Annotated in this window: 18 protein-coding genes; 13 read left to right on the forward strand and 5 right to left on the reverse strand. The window is 56.9% G+C overall.

Translation table 11 applies throughout. From position 1 onward, the window contains the following. Positions 1 to 49 precede the first annotated feature (49 nt). The 5 genes from hrpB (at position 50) to NQZ67_RS16745 (ending at position 7,407) form a co-directional block, all read left to right on the forward strand. Positions 50 to 2,554 (forward strand): ATP-dependent helicase HrpB, encoded by a 2,505-nt coding sequence (hrpB, locus tag NQZ67_RS16725; protein WP_257448074.1) that lies wholly within the window; start codon positions 50 to 52, stop codon positions 2,552 to 2,554. Between the two features lie 28 nt (positions 2,555 to 2,582). Then, positions 2,583 to 2,870, forward strand: coding sequence for a DUF1294 domain-containing protein (locus tag NQZ67_RS16730; RefSeq protein WP_257448076.1), 288 nt, complete (start codon positions 2,583 to 2,585; stop codon positions 2,868 to 2,870). A gap of 89 nt (positions 2,871 to 2,959) precedes the next feature. Further along, on the forward strand, positions 2,960 to 5,059 hold the full coding sequence (locus NQZ67_RS16735; protein ID WP_257448079.1) for a HelD family protein: 2,100 nt from the start codon (positions 2,960 to 2,962) through the stop codon (positions 5,057 to 5,059). Positions 5,060 to 5,264: 205 nt separating this feature from the next. After that, positions 5,265 to 6,578, forward strand: coding sequence for a hemolysin family protein (locus tag NQZ67_RS16740; protein WP_257448082.1), 1,314 nt, complete (start codon positions 5,265 to 5,267; stop codon positions 6,576 to 6,578). A gap of 40 nt (positions 6,579 to 6,618) precedes the next feature. Beyond that, a complete protein-coding gene (locus NQZ67_RS16745) occupies positions 6,619 to 7,407 on the forward strand; it encodes an undecaprenyl-diphosphate phosphatase (RefSeq protein WP_257448086.1) in 789 nt (262 codons plus the stop codon). Between the two features lie 75 nt (positions 7,408 to 7,482). Here NQZ67_RS16745 and NQZ67_RS16750 read toward each other — a convergent pair whose 3' ends face one another. Continuing rightward, positions 7,483 to 7,770, reverse strand: coding sequence for a DUF3817 domain-containing protein (locus NQZ67_RS16750; RefSeq protein ID WP_257448089.1), 288 nt, complete (start codon positions 7,768 to 7,770; stop codon positions 7,483 to 7,485). 32 nt (positions 7,771 to 7,802) lie between these two features. After that, the gene (locus NQZ67_RS16755) at positions 7,803 to 8,423 is read right to left on the reverse strand and encodes a TetR/AcrR family transcriptional regulator (protein ID WP_257448092.1); all 621 of its coding nucleotides are present in this window, start codon (positions 8,421 to 8,423) and stop codon (positions 7,803 to 7,805) included. Positions 8,424 to 8,556: 133 nt separating this feature from the next. Between NQZ67_RS16755 and NQZ67_RS16760 the strand changes: the two genes are divergently transcribed. Together NQZ67_RS16760 and NQZ67_RS16765 are read left to right on the forward strand one after the other, a co-directional pair. After that, positions 8,557 to 10,776, forward strand: a complete 2,220-nt coding sequence (locus tag NQZ67_RS16760) for an MMPL family transporter (RefSeq protein ID WP_257448095.1) — start codon at positions 8,557 to 8,559, stop codon at positions 10,774 to 10,776. A 476-nt stretch (positions 10,777 to 11,252) separates the two neighbouring features. Then, positions 11,253 to 11,825 carry a hypothetical protein gene (locus NQZ67_RS16765; RefSeq protein ID WP_257448098.1) on the forward strand — a complete coding sequence of 191 codons (573 nt, stop codon included), beginning with the start codon at positions 11,253 to 11,255 and terminating at the stop codon, positions 11,823 to 11,825. On the opposite strand, the gene NQZ67_RS16770 is transcribed toward NQZ67_RS16765, so the two are convergent. Further along, positions 11,822 to 13,234 (reverse strand): hypothetical protein, encoded by a 1,413-nt coding sequence (locus NQZ67_RS16770; RefSeq protein ID WP_257448101.1) that lies wholly within the window; start codon positions 13,232 to 13,234, stop codon positions 11,822 to 11,824. The two genes, NQZ67_RS16765 and NQZ67_RS16770, sit on opposite strands and share 4 nt — an antisense overlap. Positions 13,235 to 13,425: 191 nt before the next feature. Here NQZ67_RS16770 and NQZ67_RS16775 point away from each other — a divergent pair, with 191 nt between their 5' ends. Beyond that, positions 13,426 to 13,695, forward strand: a complete 270-nt coding sequence (locus NQZ67_RS16775; protein WP_257448103.1) for a hypothetical protein — start codon at positions 13,426 to 13,428, stop codon at positions 13,693 to 13,695. 82 nt (positions 13,696 to 13,777) lie between these two features. Here the strand turns inward: NQZ67_RS16775 and NQZ67_RS16780 are convergent, their stop codons facing one another. After that, positions 13,778 to 14,404 carry a DedA family protein gene (locus tag NQZ67_RS16780; protein ID WP_257448106.1) on the reverse strand — a complete coding sequence of 209 codons (627 nt, stop codon included), beginning with the start codon at positions 14,402 to 14,404 and terminating at the stop codon, positions 13,778 to 13,780. A 512-nt stretch (positions 14,405 to 14,916) separates the two neighbouring features. Between NQZ67_RS16780 and NQZ67_RS16785 the strand changes: the two genes are divergently transcribed. Further along, positions 14,917 to 15,849 carry a serine hydrolase domain-containing protein gene (locus NQZ67_RS16785; RefSeq protein ID WP_257448109.1) on the forward strand — a complete coding sequence of 311 codons (933 nt, stop codon included), beginning with the start codon at positions 14,917 to 14,919 and terminating at the stop codon, positions 15,847 to 15,849. On the opposite strand, the gene NQZ67_RS16790 is transcribed toward NQZ67_RS16785, so the two are convergent. Then, positions 15,839 to 16,582 carry an MBL fold metallo-hydrolase gene (locus tag NQZ67_RS16790; protein WP_257448112.1) on the reverse strand — a complete coding sequence of 248 codons (744 nt, stop codon included), beginning with the start codon at positions 16,580 to 16,582 and terminating at the stop codon, positions 15,839 to 15,841. The two genes, NQZ67_RS16785 and NQZ67_RS16790, sit on opposite strands and share 11 nt — an antisense overlap. Before the next feature lie 342 nt (positions 16,583 to 16,924). On the opposite strand from NQZ67_RS16790, the gene fosB reads away from it, so the two are divergent. The 4 genes from fosB (at position 16,925) to hisA (ending at position 19,460) form a co-directional block, all read left to right on the forward strand. Beyond that, complete coding sequence (gene fosB / locus NQZ67_RS16795) at positions 16,925 to 17,353, forward strand: metallothiol transferase FosB (protein ID WP_257448115.1); 429 nt, start codon at positions 16,925 to 16,927, stop codon at positions 17,351 to 17,353. A 72-nt stretch (positions 17,354 to 17,425) separates the two neighbouring features. Beyond that, on the forward strand, positions 17,426 to 18,229 hold the full coding sequence (locus NQZ67_RS16800; protein WP_257448118.1) for a GNAT family N-acetyltransferase: 804 nt from the start codon (positions 17,426 to 17,428) through the stop codon (positions 18,227 to 18,229). 35 nt (positions 18,230 to 18,264) lie between these two features. After that, a complete protein-coding gene (locus NQZ67_RS16805; protein WP_257448120.1) occupies positions 18,265 to 18,597 on the forward strand; it encodes a cupin domain-containing protein in 333 nt (110 codons plus the stop codon). Positions 18,598 to 18,701: 104 nt separating this feature from the next. Further along, on the forward strand, positions 18,702 to 19,460 hold the full coding sequence (hisA, locus tag NQZ67_RS16810) for a phosphoribosylformimino-5-aminoimidazole carboxamide ribotide isomerase (RefSeq protein WP_257448123.1): 759 nt from the start codon (positions 18,702 to 18,704) through the stop codon (positions 19,458 to 19,460). Positions 19,461 to 19,469: the final 9 nt, after the last annotated feature.

Here is a 19,469-nt window from a genome sequence, read left to right on the forward strand (position 1 = left end):
CGCGATCAAATGCGGGCTTTTTGAACATCTACTTAAGGGGAAATGAGCGATGAAGCAGCTGCCGATCGACAACGTCTTGCCGGAGCTTCTGGACGCGCTTGCCCGCGGCGGCAACGCGGTGCTGGTTGCGGAGACGGGAGCGGGCAAGACCACTCGCGTGCCTCTGGCATTAATGGAACAGAAATGGCTGGGAAGCGGCAAAATCATCATGCTGGAGCCGAGGAGGCTGGCGGCGAGATCCGCCGCCGCCTTCATGGCGGGAGAGCTGGGCGAGAAGGTGGGGGAGCGGGTCGGCTACCGCGTTCGTCTGGACGCGAAGGTCGGCCCCCGCACCGTCATCGAAGTCGTGACGGAAGGCGTGCTTACCCGCATGCTCCAGTCCGATCCCGCTCTGGAAGGCGTTGCCGCCGTTCTGTTCGATGAGTTTCACGAACGCCATCTGCACGGAGACTTAGGGCTCGCCTTATGCTTGCAGGCGCAGTCGCTGCTTCGGGAGGATCTTCGCCTCCTCGTTATGTCCGCAACGCTGGATGCGGCTCCGGTAGCGGAGAAGCTAGGACAAGCGCCCGTCATACACAGCCGGGGGCGGACATACCCCGTCGAGACGAGGTACGCCCCAGCTCGTCACGGAGGTCCGGTCGAAGCGGCGGTGGGCCAGACGCTGCTTCATGCGCTGCGCGAGGAGGAAGGCGACGCGCTCGTCTTCCTCCCCGGCGTGGCCGAAATTCGGCGTACGGCACGATGGCTCGCACAGGCGGGACTGCCTGCGGGTATCCGCGTAGCCGAGCTTCACGGCAGCCTGCCGCTAGACGCCCAATCGTCCGCAATCGCGCCGTGCGCGGACGGCGAGCGGAAGATCGTGCTCGCCACCTCGATTGCCGAATCGAGCTTAACGGTGCAGGGCGTGCGGATCGTTGTCGACAGCGGCTTGATGCGGGTGTCCAGATTTTCTCCGCGTACCGGGCTCAGCCGCTTGGAGACGGTCCCCGTGTCGCAGGCGTCGGCAGACCAGAGGCGCGGACGGGCCGGCCGTCTGGCTCCCGGGGTTTGCTATCGGCTTTGGACCGAGGAGGAGCATCGCCATCTTCCCGAGCAGGGCAGGCCCGAGATCATGGATGCGGACTTATCCCCGCTCGCGCTGGAGCTGGCGATTTGGGGCGTCCGCGACCCGCTCGAGCTGGAATGGATGACGCCGCCGCCGAAGGCCGCTTACGACAGCGCGCTTGAGCTTCTGCGCAGGCTGCTTGCGGTGGACGAGGAAGGAAAAGCGACGGAGCGCGGCGCAGGAATCGCAAGGCTTGGCGTCCATCCGCGTCTCGGCGCGATGCTGGGAGCGTTCGCCGCGAATGGAGCGGCTCTGCGGCAAGCCTGCGAGCTTGCGGCTCTGTTAAGCGAAAGAGATTTGCTTGGCGCGGAACGCAACGTGGATATGTCGCTGCGACTTGATGCGCTTCGTTCGGGGAGCGCCGGCGACATGGCGGCGGCCCAGCGGGTGAAGGCGCAAGCAGAGCATTGGCGGAAGCTGATCGAGGGCATGTCCGGCGGAGGCGGCGGCGGAGAACGAAGCTCGGACTCCGGTACCGACGGACGGGCCTCGATCGGCGCGATGCTGGCTGTCGCCTATCCGGATCGGGTCGCCCAGCGCAGGCCGGACGGAAGGTATGTGCTGGCAAGCGGCAGGGGCGCCGTGCTTCCCGAGCTCCAGCCCTTATCCCGCTATTCGTACCTCGTCGTTTGCGAGATGGACGATGCCGGCCCGGAAGGCCGGATACGGCTTGCCGCGGCGATTGAACAGGAGGAGCTTGAGCGCTGGCTGCCGGATTATTTGGTGAAGGAAGAAGCGGTCGAATGGGATGCTGGGGCAGGCGCCGTCCGCTCCCGTAAACGTCTGCGGCTGGGGGCGCTCGTTTTGAGCGAAAGCCCGCTCGAACGGCCGGATCCCGAGAAGGTCGCGGACGCGCTTATCGGCGGCATCAGGCAGAAAGGGCTCGCCGCGCTTCCTCTCGGCAAGAGCGCGCTCGCACTCTTGTCGCGGATGCGTCTCATGCGGTTTAGCGGAGACGCCGAATGGCCGGACGTATCGGAGGAGGCGCTGCTGGATACGCTGGAGCAATGGCTGAAGCCGCATATATACGGCATTCGCAGCTTAAGCGAGCTCGGCAAGCTGCCAATGGGGCAAATTATTAGCGGCATGATGAACTGGAAGCAATCGCAGGAGCTGGACGAGCAGGTGCCGACCCATATTCAGGTGCCCAGCGGATCGCGCATTCCTGTCGACTACAGCGATCCCGCTTCGCCTGTGCTCGCCGTCCGGCTGCAGGAGCTGTTCGGGCTGCGGGAGACGCCGCGTCTCGTCCGGGGGAGGCTGCCCGTCACGCTGCACCTGCTGTCGCCGTCTCAGCGGCCCGTGCAGGTGACGCAGGATTTGGCCAGCTTCTGGGAGCATGCTTATTTCGAGGTGAAGAAGGATTTGAAGGGTCGTTACCCGAAGCATTATTGGCCGGACAATCCGTACGAAGCGACCGCCACGAATCGCGCGAAGCCGCGAACGTAGGCGAGGGCGTGAAGGGAGGAGTGCAACCTTGGAGCTGCTATACGGCATCTACGTTTACCTCGTTGTGATCAATATATATACGTTTATTCTAATGGGCCTCGACAAGCGATACGCGAAGCGGAAGAAGCGAAGAGTGCCGGAACGCCGGTTCTTCGTGCTCGGCGCGGCCGGGGGGGCGATCGGCGTATGGTACGGCATGAAAATGTGGCGCCATAAGACGCAGCATCGGAATTTTACGACGGGCATTCCGTACTTGGCCGCTTTTAACATAATCGCGATTATCGTCATTACGGGCTTGTATAACATGAATAGTTGAAATGGAATGGGATAATCAAACGATAAAAACGTCGAAATAGCTGAGTCCGGAAATGGGCTCGGCTCTTTACGGTTGGGAGGGAACGCGCAATGCAAAAAACGGTTCAGCAAGAAGAACAAGAGCGGCTGGACGCCGCGCTTCGCGATATCGAAGAGCAGCTCCGCGGCATCGGGCCGCGGTACACGGGGCAGGACTTCACGGAGCAGATGCTCGATCTGCAGCGCGAAGAGCGGAAGAACAGGCTTGAGGTGGCGAGGAAGGAGCCTTACTTCGGCCGTCTCGACTTTCAGGAGCTCCCGCAGAATACCGGGGTTAACCCGGGAGAGCCGAAGCCGCTCTACATCGGCAAAGCGGGGGTGGCCCGGAACGGAAGCAACGAGCTTCTTGTCATCGACTGGCGCGCTCCCGCGGCCAGCATGTATTATTCCTTCACGGGCGGAGACGACCCGGCCGCTTATTCGTCGCCGGACGGCGACGTGTCGGGTTATGTGCATCTGAAGCGCAACTTCATGATCCGCGGCGGCGAAATCGTCAGGCTGGTGGACAGCTATATCCGCGGCCAGGAGGAAGGAGGCGTCTCCGACGAGTTCCTGCTCTACCGGCTGGGAGAAAACAAAGACAATAAGCTGAGAGATATCGTCTCCACGATTCAAGGCGAGCAAGACAAGATCATTCGCGCCGAACGGAACAAAGCGTTGTTCATCCAAGGGGTTGCGGGAAGCGGAAAAACAACCGTCGCGCTGCACCGATTGGCGTTCCTGCTCTATCAATACGAGGGACGCATCCGTGCCGAGCGCATGATTATCTTCGCACCGAACCGGATGTTCCTCGACTACATATCCGGCGTGCTGCCGGAGCTTGGCGTCGGCGACATCGGCCAAACGACGTTCGGCGATTGGGCGCTCGAGCTGCTCGAGCATTCGGTCCAGCTTGCCGATCCGTCCGAGACGATGGCGTATTGGTTCGAGGAGCGCCGCACGATCGAGGAGATCGAAGCGTCCTCCGGCCGATGGAAAGGCAGCCTCGCCTTCAAGGCCTCTATCGACGAACGTCTGGCCAAGCTGCAAGAGAGTATTCTGCCGGACGCGCCATTCGTCCCGCTGGAAGGCTTCACGCTCACGCCTTCGATGATGAAGGAATGGTACGAGACGGATTACGGAGACGAGACGGTTATGGTGAAGCGCGACCGGCTCGTCAGCCGGATCAAGCGCTGGCTGGAGTCGGAGCTGAAGCATCGAGGCGTGGCGGACAAGAAAAAACGTTCGGCGGCGCTTGCGAAGCTGAATTCGTTCGTGAAGCGCATTCCGTCTTATACGGCGCTGCAGCTGTATGCTTCCTTGTACAAAGGGAAGACAGCGCTGCCGGATGTGCCGAAGGCGATCGCGAAGACAACGTCGGAGCGGCTCCAGGCGGGGTATGCGGCGGCGGAGGATTTGGCGCCTCTCGCGTATATTCATTTGAAGCTGTACGGCCTCGCAAAGCCGCCTTTCGACCACATCGTCATCGACGAAGCCCAGGATTATTCGCCGTTCCAGCTGGAGGCGCTGCGCCTCTGCCAGCGGACTCCGTCCATGACGGTGCTCGGCGATCTGCAGCAGGGGATCCATGCCTATGCGGGGATTCAGCGTTGGAGCGAGCTGATGGATTTGTTCGCCGACGGCGACACGGATTTCTTCGAGCTGAATCGAAGCTACCGCTCCACGATGGAAATCATCGATTTCGCCAACTACATTCTAGGCGGGATGACCGGCGGCGTGAAGCCGGCGGTTCCGGTGTTCCGGAGCGGGGATCCCGTTACCGCGGTAGAGACGTCTGACGAAGGCTGGCTGCCGGCCGTATCGGAGACGGTCAAGGAGTGGAAGGCCGCCGGCGGCTTCGACACCATATCCGTTGTGGGGCGCACTGCCAAGGAGTGCGCGGAAATTCACCGCTATCTGCTGGCGCAAGGCCTGGAAGCGTCACTCGTGCAGAGCAAGCAGCCCACTTACGGAGGCGGCTTGACGGTAGTGCCCGTCTACTTGTCCAAAGGACTGGAGTTCGACGCCGTGCTGATCGCGGACGCAGGCAGGGCAAACTACGACGCGATCGACGCGAAGCTGTTGTACGTCGGGTGTACGAGGGCGCTGCACAAGTTGAAGCTGCTGTATCGAGGAGAGCGGACGCCGCTGCTCGAGAAGTGGCAGGGATAACGTCCTTCCTAGCTTGGAGTACATGCGTGTTAGAACGCCCGTTCTTTCGTCCACTGTTTCAGGACGAGAGGACGGGCGTTAAATAAGGGAAATGGCTGGAAGTATGAGGAAATCGAATAACGGATAGGCTGTATAAGTGGAAGAGCCGGCTGCGGCAAGCTTCGGGACCGCTTATATCGGCCGATCGCGAAAGGAGATTTTTTTTATGGCCTTCAAGCTGATCTTATTTGCTTTGCTTTTATTGTTCACGGCTTTTTTTGTGGCGACCGAATTCGCCATCATCCGAATGCGGGCAAGCCGCGTGCAGCAGATGGTGGACGAAGGACTTAAAAACGCGAAAGCGATTCAGCGGGTAACCAGCCGGTTGGACGGCTATTTGTCGGCGTGCCAGCTCGGCATTACGATTACGGCGCTCGGGCTCGGCTGGCTCGGGGAGCCGACGGTCGAGCAGCTGCTTCATCCCGCGTTCGAAGCGCTTGGCGTGCAGGGTCATACGGGCTCCGTCATTTCGTTCTTCGTCGCCTTTCTGGTTGTTACTTACCTGCACGTCGTCCTGGGCGAGCTGGCTCCGAAAACGGTCGCGATTATCAACGCGGAGAAGGTAAGCCAGCTCACGACGCCGGGCATCATCTGGTTCTACAAAGCGATGTATCCGTTCATCTGGCTGCTCAACGGGTCCGCGAACAAGCTGGTCCGTCTGCTCGGCTTCCAGCCGGCCAGCGAGCATGAAGCCCACTCCGAGGAGGAGATCCGCTTCATTCTGTCCGAGAGCTACGAGAGCGGCAAAATCAATAAAAGCGAATATGGCTTCGTGAACCGCATTTTCGAATTCGACGAGAGGTTGTCCCGCGAAATCATGGTGCCCCGGACCGATATGGTGTGCTTGTACGTCGATAAGCCCCGCGAAGAGAATTTGGCTATCATCCGGCAAGAGCAATATACGAGATTCCCGCTGGCGAAGGGGGACAAGGATACGATCATCGGCATCCTGAACACGAAGCATCTGTTCCTTCAGGATTACGATGACCGCGAGCTTGACCTGAAGAAGCTTGTGCAGCCGGCCTTGTCCGTGCCGGACGTGATGCCGATCAGCCAGCTGCTTCGCCTGATGCAGCTTGAGCGCGTTCACTTGGCGATTCTGCTGGACGAATATGGAGGAACCTCGGGGCTGCTTACGATCGAGGATATTATCGAAGAGATCGTGGGCGATATCCGCGACGAGTTCGACGAGGACGAGGAGCTGGAGATCGAGCGGCTGGAGCAGGAGCATTATTTGGTCGACGGCAAAGCCTTGATCGCGGATGTGAACGAGGCGGCGGGCCTGCAGCTCGGCAGCGAAGAAGCGGATACGATCGGCGGGTGGCTGTACCAGAAGCAGCCCGGCTTGCCGGAGGGCGAGAGATGGTCGTATGGCAACGCGGTTTTCGTGATCAAGGAACGGGACGATCATCGCATTCGCAAGATCGAAATCTATACGGACGCCGAGGAAAGTGAAATGAGCGAGTATGGACACGCATAAGCTAGGAGGGAGGACGAACCGGTAAGGGAGTGGAAGAAGGTTGGATGAAATCATCAAAGCGATTATCCTGGGCATTGTGGAGGGGCTGACGGAATTTTTGCCGGTCTCCTCCACGGGCCATTTGATCTTGGCCGGCGAGCTCATGCAGTTCACGGGCGATCGCGCGAAGACGTTCGAGGTCGTCATCCAATTCGGCGCGGTGCTCGCCGTGCTCGTGCTGTATCGGCAGAGGTTCGCGAAGCTGCTCAACTTCAACTTGAAGAAAGGCAGCGGACTGAACGTCCTGCATATCGCGCTTGCGATGCTGCCGGCATGCGTGCTCGCCGTAGCGCTGCATGAAGTGATCAAGCAATATCTGTTCGGATCGGGTACGGTTCTGTTCGGCCTTGTCGCCGGCGGCCTCCTAATGATCGTCGCGGACCGCTCCAAACGGATAATCGTGTCGGAGGAGCTGGACGACATCACGTACAAGCAGGCGTTCATCATCGGCTGCTTCCAGATTCTGTCGTTGTGGCCGGGCTTCTCGCGTTCCGGCTCCACGATTTCCGGGGGCATGCTGGCGGGCACGAGCCAGAAGGCGGCGGCGGAATTCACGTTTATCGTGTCGGTCCCGATCATGGCGGGCGCGAGCACGCTGGATTTGATCGGGAGCCGGGAATTGCTGACGGTCGCGGACGCGCCCCTGTTTTTGATCGGCCTTATCGCGGCGTTTACCGTGGGCATGATCGCGGTCGTCACCTTCATCAACCTGATGAAGAAGCTTCGGCTCTCTTATTTTGCCTATTACAGATTTGCGCTCGCGGCCTTGTTCTATTTCATTATTCTATAAGACTCCTTGCGCGAAAAAGAAAGCATCCGATTCTCTTACGAGGATCGGATGCTTCTTTGCATGATCGGTATGACACTAATCGCGAAGCAGCTTCCGGTCGACCACGAACGGGCCAAACGGGAGGAACGACGCGATGCACGCGGCTGCGAATTTCAAGAACGACCAGCGATGCGCGAACGTAACGTGGATAACGGCTAGAATATAGAGGACGAAAAACAATCCGTGCAGGCCTCCGACAACGGTCACGACCTCCGGGATATCGGCCCAATACTTAAGCGGCATCGCGATCAGCAGCAGGACGAGAAAGGACATGCCTTCCAGCCAGCCGATGACTCGCAATCTTCCAATAGCGGATTTCAACATACAAGGGGAGCCTCCTTCTTAAGAACAAGCTGCTAGCGAGGCTCGAGGCCTCTCCATAGCAATTGTACGATTTCCGAGGAGGTTTGTCCCACTGTTTGCAAATCGTTCACAATCTCCTTGCGGTTGCGGACGGTAAGGGTGGCCGTGAAGACATGAGAGAGCAGCATCGGATCGCTTTCCGATATTTCGCCTTCGTCCATCGCCCTTCGGAACACGCTTGCCAGCAGTCTGTGCAGCGCCTGCTCGCCGTCGCGGATGCGATCGACTTGCTCTTCCGTTAATTCCGGGCTTGCTTCCCGCATCATCGTCTCGAAGTCGATATGCGCGTTGCCCATATGCCGCTTGGCGACCTCGGAGAGACGTTCGCGGAGAGGACCGGGACCGTTCACGATGAGAACGGTCTGGTCATGCGCGATCTTGAGCACGAATAGGAGCGCTTCCGTGAAGAGAGCTGCCTTGTTGCTGAAATAATAGTAGACGCTGGCCTTCGTCACGCCGCAAGCCTGGGCGACGCTCTCGAGCGACACCTTCTCGTAGCCTTGCTCCATGAAGAGGAAGGAAGCGGTTTTTAATATTTGCACCATCGTTTGCGGAGATCCGGTCGCTTTCGGTCTGCCGGGTCTTCGCTTCGGTTGTTCGGACTTGGAAGTCAACGCAAAACACTCCATTCAAAAAGTTGTCAGAATTACGGATTGATTAATTAACCTTCTGGTATATATAATTAAATTCGAAGCTTGATCTTATTTTAAACCAACAATGCCCATAAGGGAAACGGAGGAAGGCAACATGTTAGAAAAAATTGGGCGGTTATTCGCAGGCCGCCGGTCGAAGTGGGTCACGCTGTTCGTATGGATCGCCGCCGCGGCCATATTGACGCTTACGCTGCCCGCGGTAGGAGATAAAGAAAGGAACAACGCGCCGAATTTGGAGCCGGATAGTCCTTCGGTAGCGGCCGACGAGATGATCAAGCAATATTTCCCCGGGTCATCCGGCGTTCCGGCTCTGGTTGTCTGGCATAGGGAAAGCGGGCTGACGGAAGCGGATTATTCGGCTATTCAGCAGCTGACTGCGGAGCTGGCAAGCAGCCCGCTGGAAGCGCAGGGCGAGCTGGTCCCGCTTCATGAGATGCCTCCTCAGGCGCTCGCGCAATTCGCTTCGGAAGACGGCACGACGCTCGTCCAGCCGGTCTCCTTCATGGAAGGAACCGAAACGGAGCTGCTGAAGCACAACTTGGAGACGATCCAGAGCCAGATCAAGGAGCTGACAGGGACGGATCCGTTCGAGGTCGGGACGGACAACGCGTCCGAGCTTAGCGTCCGGATCAGCGGTCCGATAGGCATCTCGGTCGACGCGACCGATCTGTTCAAGAACGCGGATTTCGTCCTGCTGCTGGCGACCGTTATCCTCGTTCTCGTTCTGCTCCTGCTTATCTATCGTTCGCCGATTCTGGCCATCATTCCGCTTATCGGCGTCGGCTTTGCCTATCTCGTCACAAGCCCGATTCTTGGCTGGATGGCGGGCGAAGGATGGATTACGGTCGATTCGCAGGCCATTGCCATCATGACGGTGCTCTTGTTCGGCGCCGGAACGGACTACTGCCTGTTCTTCATCACGCGGTTCCGGCAGGAGCTGACTCGCGAAGAGGACCGGACCTCCGCGCTTGCCCACGCCTTCAAAGGCTCTTCGGGCGCGATCCTGATGAGCGGATTTACGGTCGTCTTGTCTTTGCTAGCCCTTCTACTAGCGAAATACGGAGCTTACGAACGCTTCGCCGTTCCGTTCTCCTTGTCGATCTTTATAATGATGATCGCGAGCTTGACGCTTATCCCGGCGCTCATGGCGATCATCGGCCGCGCTTCCTTCTTCCCGTTCATCCCGAGAACGGAGGAGATGGAGAAGGCGCGTCAGGCGAAGCGGGGCAAGCCGTATTTGCCGAAAAAAGCCGGACAAGGCATCGGAACAAAGGTTGGCGAGCTTGTCGTGAAACGCCCTTGGACGGTCGCTCTAAGCTGTCTTGTCGTGCTGGGCGTTCTTGCCGGCTTCGCTTCACAGACCAAGTACACGTACGATTTGCTCTCCTCGTTCCCTGAAGATATGCCGTCCCGCGAAGGCTTCGACGTCATTGCCGATGCGTACGTGCCGGGGGACCTGGCTCCAGCGACCGTCGTCGTAAGAGGAGGCGGCGAATCCGCGGATGTCCAGGCGGCTTTGTCGGGGATCCAGCATGTCGATCACGTATCGGAAGGATCCGTCAGCACGGTCGATCCGGAGCTGACTTCCTACAGCGTCGTATTCGCGATCAATCCGTATTCGCAAGACGCGATGGCCGCGATCCCGCAGTTACGGGAAGCCGCCGCAGACGCCTTGGCCGGCGCCGGAGTCGCCGATGCGGATGCGAACGTATGGGTCGGCGGCCAAACGGCAAGCCAATACGATACGAAGGAGCTGTCAGATCGCGATAACCGCGTCATTATCCCGGTCGTTACCGGGTTGATCGCGCTGCTGCTTCTGCTCTATTTGCGCTCGATCGTAGCAACCGTCTATCTGATCGCGACCGTCCTGCTGTCCTATGTCGCCGCGCTCGGACTAGGCTGGATCATTCTTCATCACATCATGGGCGTCGACGCCATTCAAGGCTCGATTCCGCTGTACGCTTTCGTGTTCCTCATCGCGCTCGGAGAGGACTACAATATCTTTATGATTTCGAGCATTTGGCAGAAACGCAAAACGATGCCGCTGCGCCAGGCCATTAAGGAAGGCGTCAGCGAAACGGGAGGCGTCATCACGTCCGCGGGTCTGATCCTGGCCGCTACGTTCGCGGTTCTAGGCACGCTCCCGATTCAGGTGCTCGTCCAATTCGGCATCATTACGGCGATCGGCGTTATGATGGACACGTTTATCGTGCGGCCGTTCCTCGTTCCGGCGATAACCTCCATTTTGGGTAAATTCGCATTCTGGCCGGGCGGATCGAAGAGCGCGGAGCATTCCCGCTCATACGATGCCTAGCGAATAGCCGTCAAAAGACATCGTCGCACGGTTGAGGGTGCTTAAGAAGTTTGCCTCAGACGAAAAGAAGGTACGGCCCGCGTGAATGAGCAGCGGGCTGTACCCTTTTTTATATTGCGGATGATTCTGATTTAGGGCTCTATTGGTATGGGTAACGGATATGAGAGGCCTTATCGCGGATAAATCAGCATTTTTTTAAAGGGTAAGGGAACTGAGAGCCGCTATTCGCCTGATTGTATGGTGATTCAACCGAATTGGAGTGCAATAAAGGCGCCATGTTCCGTTAGCCACCGAAAAAACGCGGATTTCCGGTGAATAACGTCGCTCACTTCCGTTAAGTGTTTCTCTCGAACGGAAGAAGACATCCACACCAATAGGCTTTCGCTTATTGCTCCGCGGTTTTCCTTGTAACTTTAGCCGGCTTGCGAGCGTCTTTGTAGAAACGGAAGTTAGTTATATATAGAGGGGGAACGATAATGAAAACAAAGAACCTGTGGCTGGGGATTTGGATGGCGCTGATGCTGGCGGCCGGATCGATCGCGATCGGCCCCGAGAAGGCGAGCGCATGCAGCTGCGCGATGAATCCCAGCGTGAACGAAGCGAAGCTGAATAGCGACGCCGTGTTCAAAGGAACGGTTACGTCTCGCGATCAACCGTTAAAGTGGTTTCAGCGATCGTCCGCCGATCCCGTGACATGGACGTTCCAGGTCGATGAAGTGTGGAAAGGGAAGGTAGCGCCCGAGATAGCGGTTACTTCCGCGGAGAGCGGCGCCAGCTGCGGCTACGAATTCCAAGTCGGGCAGCCATACGTCGTCTATGCCTACAAGAACGGCGATTCGCTCGATGTCAGCCTGTGCAGCAGAACCGTGCCGGTGAGCGCCGCCGGCCAAGATCTGGCAGAGCTCGGCAGCGGCTCTGTTCCGCCACGGCCCGGAGCCGTTGCCGAATCCGGCTCAGGATTCCCATGGTGGTGGATCATGGCCGGTATCGCCGCAGCCTTGGCTTCGATCTGGCTGTTCCGCCGCAAAGTTCGCGGCCGCTCTTTCTAAATAAGGAACATAGCGACGATCGTCGTGACGACTAATCCGATCAGAACGGGCTTCAAATTCCGCCTTGCAAGCTCGAACGGGCTGACGCCGCAGATGGCGGCGGCGGGAATAAGCGCCCATGGGACCAGCGTGCCCCCGCCGACCCAGATGGCGGCGACTTGGCCGAGAGCGGTCAGCGTCGGAATGCCCGAGCCGATGGCATGGCCGAATAGCTGGGCGATGGAGCCCGCAAGCGATATGCCGGAGAAGCCGGAGCCGTCAAGTCCCGTTACCGCCCCGACAAGAGCCAGCGTAATCGATCCCACGACGCCGTTGACCGGCACTTCATGGGCGAGCGCGACGCCAAGGTCATTCACGATGCCGTTCGACGCTTCGGGAAGCTTCTCGCCGAATAAGGAGAAGAAGCCGGCATCGCCCAGGTAGAAGAACGCGGCGATCGGGATGACGGGACCGAAGACCCGGAAGCCGAACAGGAAGCCCTCGATGAGATAGCCGGTCGTTTTCTCTAATCCCTTGCCGCGATGAGCCAACATCGTAATGACCAGCATAATAAGAATCGACGTGCCGCCGATAAGAGCCGTCGCGTCGCCGCCCTGCAGGTTAAAGAGGAACATGGCGACGACATTCAGCGCGAAGAGAATCGGGATGACGATGGCCAGAACGCGCTTGGCCGTCATGGACAACACTTGCTCGCCAGACGACGACTTCGATCCGGTTATAGCCTCTTGGTGGTCGACGGCTTCGATCAAGCCATCCCTCCATTTGCCTGTTCGCATATCCCGCTTCATAAGCCAGAAAGCGGCGACGGTTGTCACAAGACCCATAACAATGACGAGCGGTATGCTGGCCTGCATGACGTCGCTGACGGGAATGCCGGCCGCGTCGGCCGTCAGCTTCGGCGCGCCTTGAATAATATAGTCGCCGGAGAGTGCTATGCCGTGTCCGAATAAGTTCATCGCGACGGCTGCGCCGAGCGCGGGCAAGCCGACTCGAAGCGCAACCGGCAGCAGAACGGCGCCGATTAGCGCAACGGCGGGGGATGGCCAGAAGAAGAAGGAGGTCACCATCATGATTAGGCCGATTCCCCAGAATGCAAGCGAAGGCGTTTTCATAAATCGGGCGAACGGCGCAATCATCACTTCATTAATTCCCGTTCGGATGAGAATACGGCTCATGGCGACGATAACGGATATGATGAGAATCGTCCCGACCAATTCCTTGATCGCGTAGATGAAGCTGTTGAATATGCCGCTGACGGAGCCTTCGATTGTCGTGGTGGCCAATATGCCGATCCCTAATATGCCCGCGATACAGATGAGCGTAGTATCTCTTCTCACCAGCATGAAGCCGATGATCGCCACGACGAATGCCAGATAAACCCAGTGTATGGCTGTTAACTCGATGATCATAATTGATCAACCTCCCAGCATCGCGACAGTCGGTCTGCCGGCTATCGTAATGTAATGTATGCAGGGAGGGACATAGGCGTTCAGCCGTATAAGGACGAAGCGGACGCGGGTTCTTGCGCCGCCATATTCGCTGTGCTATCCTACTTAGGACAAAGGCGAGAGAATCTCGTGATTACGTTTCGGAGGGACCCATGCTAAACATTCAAATCTTGGAAGCGTCCATGAGCTACAGCAAGGAAGACGGCTACGTCGGCAAGGTGCAGTTCGGAGTCGAAGGCCACGAGAATCAATACGAGATTACGCTGCATAGCAAGAAGGGCAATGATTGGGGCTATGGCTTATTCTTCCTGCACGAATCCGGCAAGGAGGAGCAGCTTCTTGCTCTGGAGGACGAGCTGGAGGAGAACGACGAGCTGTTCGATACGCTGGTTGAAGCGGCGAAAGCAAAGCTGGAGAAATAACGGCGAGGCAAGACAAAACAGAGCCCATAACCGCGTCCTTGCGAATGCGATTATGGGCTCTATGACGTGAAAGCGAAAAGCGCTACAAGGACCGGCGTACCGGCTCGTTCTTGTCCGTTCTCTTCGAGCGGACGATGCGATAGCAGACATAGCCTGCTGCCGCCGCTGCCAGGAATCCGACTACCCATAGCCCGTATTCGTAGATGAGGTTCGCGATTTGTTGGACTTGATTGCCCACCAGCGATCCAAGGACGAAATAGATCATGGTCCACACGAATGCGGAAGGGTACGCGAATAGAATAAAGCGGCTGAATTTCATCCGGTTAAGTCCCATGACGTAAGGAGTGACATGCCTCAGGAACGGCAGGCACAGGCTGATGCTGATCGCGTAACCGCCGTATTTTTCGCTGAGCTCCTCGGAGCGCGACAGGAACCGCCCGATATTTTTTTTGCTGCGGAACCAGTTCGACAGCTTGGCGCCCGCGAATCGGCCGATGCTGTAGCCGAACGTCATGGCGGAGCATATGCCGAGAAAGGTCATGATGAAGGCGGGGACAGGCGACAAGGTGCCGGCCGCGGAGAGCGCTCCGCCCGTCATGACGACCGCTTCGTTCGGGATCGGCAGTCCGATTAATCCGAGGCAGAGGACTAGGAACAACGCCGCGTAGCCGATCTGTTCGATGATGTCCAACAATAATTCATAAGCCATATGTCAACACGCTTCTTCCTTTATGCCAAATCATAGAAAAACGAATAAATAATCTTTATACAGGGTACCATAGATCATCGCTCATGCCTACCTCTCGAGGTCTTAAGACCGAGGTCTAGTCGCGTTTTAACCTTTTCGTAACTTTTTGTTCAAGCCCTGCGCCTATAATGAAAGGTAGCTTACTGGCTTGACGAAGGAGCGGAGGTTTGCATGGCGAAGTTTCAAAAGAAAGTGGCGGATTTGCGCAAATGCGAGCCCGTTGTCTATTCCATATGTTTAACGATGCTTGCGGATGAAGCAGCCGCCTGCGAGGCGGCCAAACGGATTTTGGTCGAATTATTTCGGGATTCGGCTTTTTGGATGAAACAGGAGTCGGATTGGCAAGCTTATATGACTAGGATATGCATCAGACATTGCTTACATAACGTTGCAAACGCCGATAAACAAGCGGAGACCGCTTCAACCTGCGTCTCTTAGCGCAAGTCGGCTCGAGGGAGCAGAGAACGGAGTTTATGAAACAGCTGAAGGAGCATTCGATCGAGGAAGCCGCGCGTGAGCGGCGGATCAAAAGTTATGTCGTCTATCGCGACGGCAGGCTGCTAGAGGAATGGCACGAATCCGGCCGAGACGCGATAGGACCCTTATATTCCTGTACCAAAAGCGTCTTGTCCACGCTCATCGGCATTGCGCTGCACCGGGGAGAAATCGAAAGCTTGCGGCAGCCGATCAGCGTTTACCTGGGCGACGTCGAGATAGGGGACGAAAACGGTCATCCCATTACGATCGAGCATTTGTTAACGATGACGCCCGGCTTCGACTGGCCGGATTTCGATAAACCGTACAAGACGTTTCGCGCTTCGCAGGATCCCGTCGCTTTCACCCTCGCGAGGCCGGTCATTCATACCCCGGGGCACGCCTTCACTTACAACTCCGGCGGATCGCATCTGTTATCGGCCATCCTGACGAAAGCGACGGGCCAGTCCGCGCTTCAATATGCCGAACGGACGCTGTTTGGTCCTCTGGGGTTCCGAGCGGCCAAATGGACGGAAAGGGGCGGCATCAGCGAAGGCGGTACGGGGTTGTCCTTATACGGGCATGATTTGGCGAAAATCGGGCTACTGTATTTGCGGCGCGGCCGCTGGGACGATAGGCAGCTTCTTCCCGGGCAATGGGTGGAGGAAGCGGCTTCCATGCGGCATCGCGCTCTTCTTCATTATGAGCCGCCGATTTATGGCGGATACGGCTATCATTGGTGGGTTTCCCCGCAAGAGCATAACGGCTGCGCGGACTGTTATTTCGCATTCGGGCACGGCGGCCAATATCTAATGAACATTCCGAGCCTAGACCTCACGGTCGTCGTCCGCAAAAAAATCACGAAACGGAACGAAGCGATCCACGCCAGATCGTTTATTTTCGAACATCTGGTTCCCCTTGTCAGCCGATAAGCTCGCGGATTCGTTCGCGAGGAGCGCGGCGGTAAGCCCCGCCATGATGGCAAAAAACAGCTTGAATCTCGTAGTCTAGCAGCTGCCGCAGCGATTCTACGGCTTGCTCGAAGTCCGTGCAAAGAGCGGCGTCCGGCAGCTCCAGCTGATCGTTTACGACTTGCAGCGCATCGCCGGCGATAAGCGTTCCGCTCTCGGCATGATACAAGCTGATATGACCGGGCGTATGTCCCGGCGTCTCCAAAACCCGCAATCCGCCGGCTAACGGGAGCAGCTCGAGATGGCCGATTTCATGATCAACCTCGACGCGCGGCGGCTGCTCGAGCGTTCGTCTGAACGCTTCCTTCCATTCCGGGGGCACGCTATCGGGCATGGCTTGCACCGCAGCCTCGATCGCCCCGGGCGTAAGCTTCAGCAGCCTACGCTGCCCCTCGATATACGGCTTCTCCAGCGGATGCGAATAGATTCGCAAGCCGGATCCGGCCCATTCCTTAAGCGCCTGCGCGCTGCCGATATGGTCGAGATCCTGGTGGGTTAAGATCAATTGCGTTACTTCGCGGCCGCCAATACCCGCCTGCTCGAGCTCCTGCCGAAGGAGCGGGAGCTGCCCCGGATAGGCGGTATCGATTAGAATGACATCCTTCTCATCCCAGAGCAGCGTCGGGTATATCGTCTCCACCCGATTCATCATTTTTGCGGAAATGGGTAAAGAAATAATGGAAAAGCTTCTCATTGTCCTCGTCCTCCTCCGATACAAATCGTTCCCTATGAACCAGGGTAAAGCTTATAGTAGCAGAGAAGAAGCGTGTGGTAAATACTAAAATATTATATTATAACACAAAAATAATATTTTGTCAATGGTTAAATTTCGAGAAATTGCGCACTTCTACCACTTTGTTTAATGGCGAAATAAAGTCTATTTACTCTATCGACGGCTTGCTTCTAGGAAACATTAACTAAAACTAGAAAAAAACGAGGTTGGGACTTCCTCGGGTCTCCTAATGGTTGTATAATCATGGAAGTCGCGCTAATGGTCATTGCTATTGTTTCGCTAAAGATTGGAGATCGTGGTAGTATGAACATTCATGCCATTAATCATTTATGTTTTTCCGTGTCCGATTTGGAGAAGTCGATCGCTTTCTACCAGAAAGTATTCAACGCGAAGCTGAGAGTGAAAGGCAGAAAGCTTGCTTACTTCGATTTGAACGGAATCTGGATCGCCCTTAACGAAGAAGAGATCGCGGGCAGGCATACGGCGCCCCGGACCTATACGCATATCGCGTTTTCGATTCCGGAGGAAGAATTCGAGGATGTATTCGAACGGCTTGAAGAGCTGCAAGTCGATGTGTTCTCTGGAAGGCCCAGGCATAAAAAAGATAAAAAATCGATGTACTTCGTCGACCCTGACGGCCATATGTTCGAGTTCCATACAGGTACGCTCGCCGATCGGCTGGAGTACTATAAGACGGATATGGACCATATGACCTTTTATAACGAAACATGAAGCGAAAGCCCGGCCTAGTCCGGGTTATTTCGTTTGGCAGGCTATTACAAATTCATGGTAGGAGCGATAAATTTGTTATTGACGAGAGACATTGCGCAGCTTCTTGAGCAATCGGAGATAGACTACATGTCGGACCGGATGGCGGCCATGGCGGAGCTGCCTGGCAATCCACATGGCGTGGAGACCGCCCGCTTCGGCTCGGCAACGGCGTTCTACAGCCGTGGCATGCCGTGGCCGATGTTCAACAATGTCAAAGGCGCGCTCGAGGAGGATCAGCTTGCGTCCATCGTTGCGTTCTATGAGGAGCGGGAGAGAAGCTTCGAGTTTCATATTTCGCCTCTCGGTACCGACTCCCGTTCGATGGAACGGCTTGCCCGGATAGGCTTCTATCAGTCGGGCTTTCATGCCACGATGTATACGGAGGCAGCGGCTCAAACGATGGATCTGCCTTCCGGCGTGCAAATACGCGAGCTCCGCGATGACGAGTTCATGACGTACGCGGCCATCCACTGCGAAGCTACGGGTCTCTCCATGGACGGGCAGATATACGTGGCGGAGAACAACCGAATCCTTGCCGTCCGGCCCGGATGGCGCTACTATATCGCGTTCTGCGAAGAACAGCCGGCAGCGGTCGCCGCTATGTACCGGAACGGAGGAAGCGCATCCTGCACCTTTGCGGCAACGCTGCCGGCTTATCGGGGAAGAGGACTGCAGACGGCGCTCCTGAGGAGAAGGATAGCTGACGCGTATTCAGAGGGCTGCGAGATCGTTGTCGGCCAATGCGCGTACGGTTCCACCAGCCACGCGAACATGGAGCGGGCGGGCATGCGCCTCGGTTATTCGAGAGCAACATGGAAAAGACTCGCAAATAGTTGACATAATTATTATTATGTTATGAAAGGGTGGGCTCGATGCATAAGTTGGATCTATTGGGATTGATCGTCGACATGCATGAGTTCGATTCGAGCTACAAAGAGTTTTTGAAAGTGCCCGCCATGAGCGCGGGAATTTATAAGCTGCCGGCAGGTTCATCCGATCAACAGCAGCCGCATTCAGAAGACGAGCTGTATTATGTGCTGCGAGGCCATGGAAGATTTCATATGGCGGGAGAAGACTGCGAAGCAGTAGAAGGAACCATCCTATTCGTTCCCGCGCATGTTGAACATCGGTTTCATTCCATCACGGAGGAGCTTCTTATTCTCGTCGTATTCGCGCCGGCGGAATATAGCAATCGCAAGGAATAAGAACATACCTCTTGGCAGACGAAGTATTGCGCAGCTTCCGTCCCCTGTGTCAAAATGGGGAGAGCTATAGGACATTCTATCAACAGAAGAATCGAGGAACGACGTTGAAATTCAGACCTTGTATCGATCTGCACGACGGCAAAGTGAAACAAATCGTAGGAGAAACCTTGAATGACGCCATTGTCGAAAATTTTGTCTCTACGCATGATTCCGCTTATTACGCGGAATTGTTCAAACGGGACGAGCTGACGGGCGGACATGTCATCATGCTTGGCCCGGGCAACGAAGAGGCGGCGCTGCGGGCGCTGCAAGCTTACCCCGGCGGTCTGCAAATCGGAGGAGGCATTACGGCCGACAACGCTTCCACTTATTTGGAGAAGGGCGGCTCGCATGTCATTGTGACCTCGTATATTTTCCGCGACGGCCAATTAAACCACGCGAACCTGGATCGGATTGCAGCCGAAGTCGGCAAGGACCGGCTTGTCATTGATCTAAGCTGCAAGCAGAAGGACGGTAAGTGGTACGTCGTGACGAACCAGTGGAAGCTGTTCAGCGATTTCGAAGTGAACGAAGCGAACATTCGGGCGCTGGAGAGCTGCTGCGACGAGTTTCTCATCCATGCGGTGGACGTTGAAGGCAAGCAAAGCGGCATCCAGGAGTCATTAGTCCGGGATTTGGCGCAATGGGTGAACATTCCGACCACCTACGCGGGTGGAGCCCGATCGATCGCCGATATGGAGCGGTTCCTGGAGCTGTCGGGCGGCAAGCTCGATCTGACGATCGGCAGCGCCCTCGATATATTCGGGGGCAAGTTGTCCTACGAGGAAGTCGTGCGGTTCAGCCGCGAGCAACACACATCATAATAGAATACG

It is taken from the genome of Paenibacillus soyae (genome assembly GCF_024623455.1).
GTDB lineage: Bacteria > Bacillota > Bacilli > Paenibacillales > Paenibacillaceae > Pristimantibacillus > Pristimantibacillus soyae.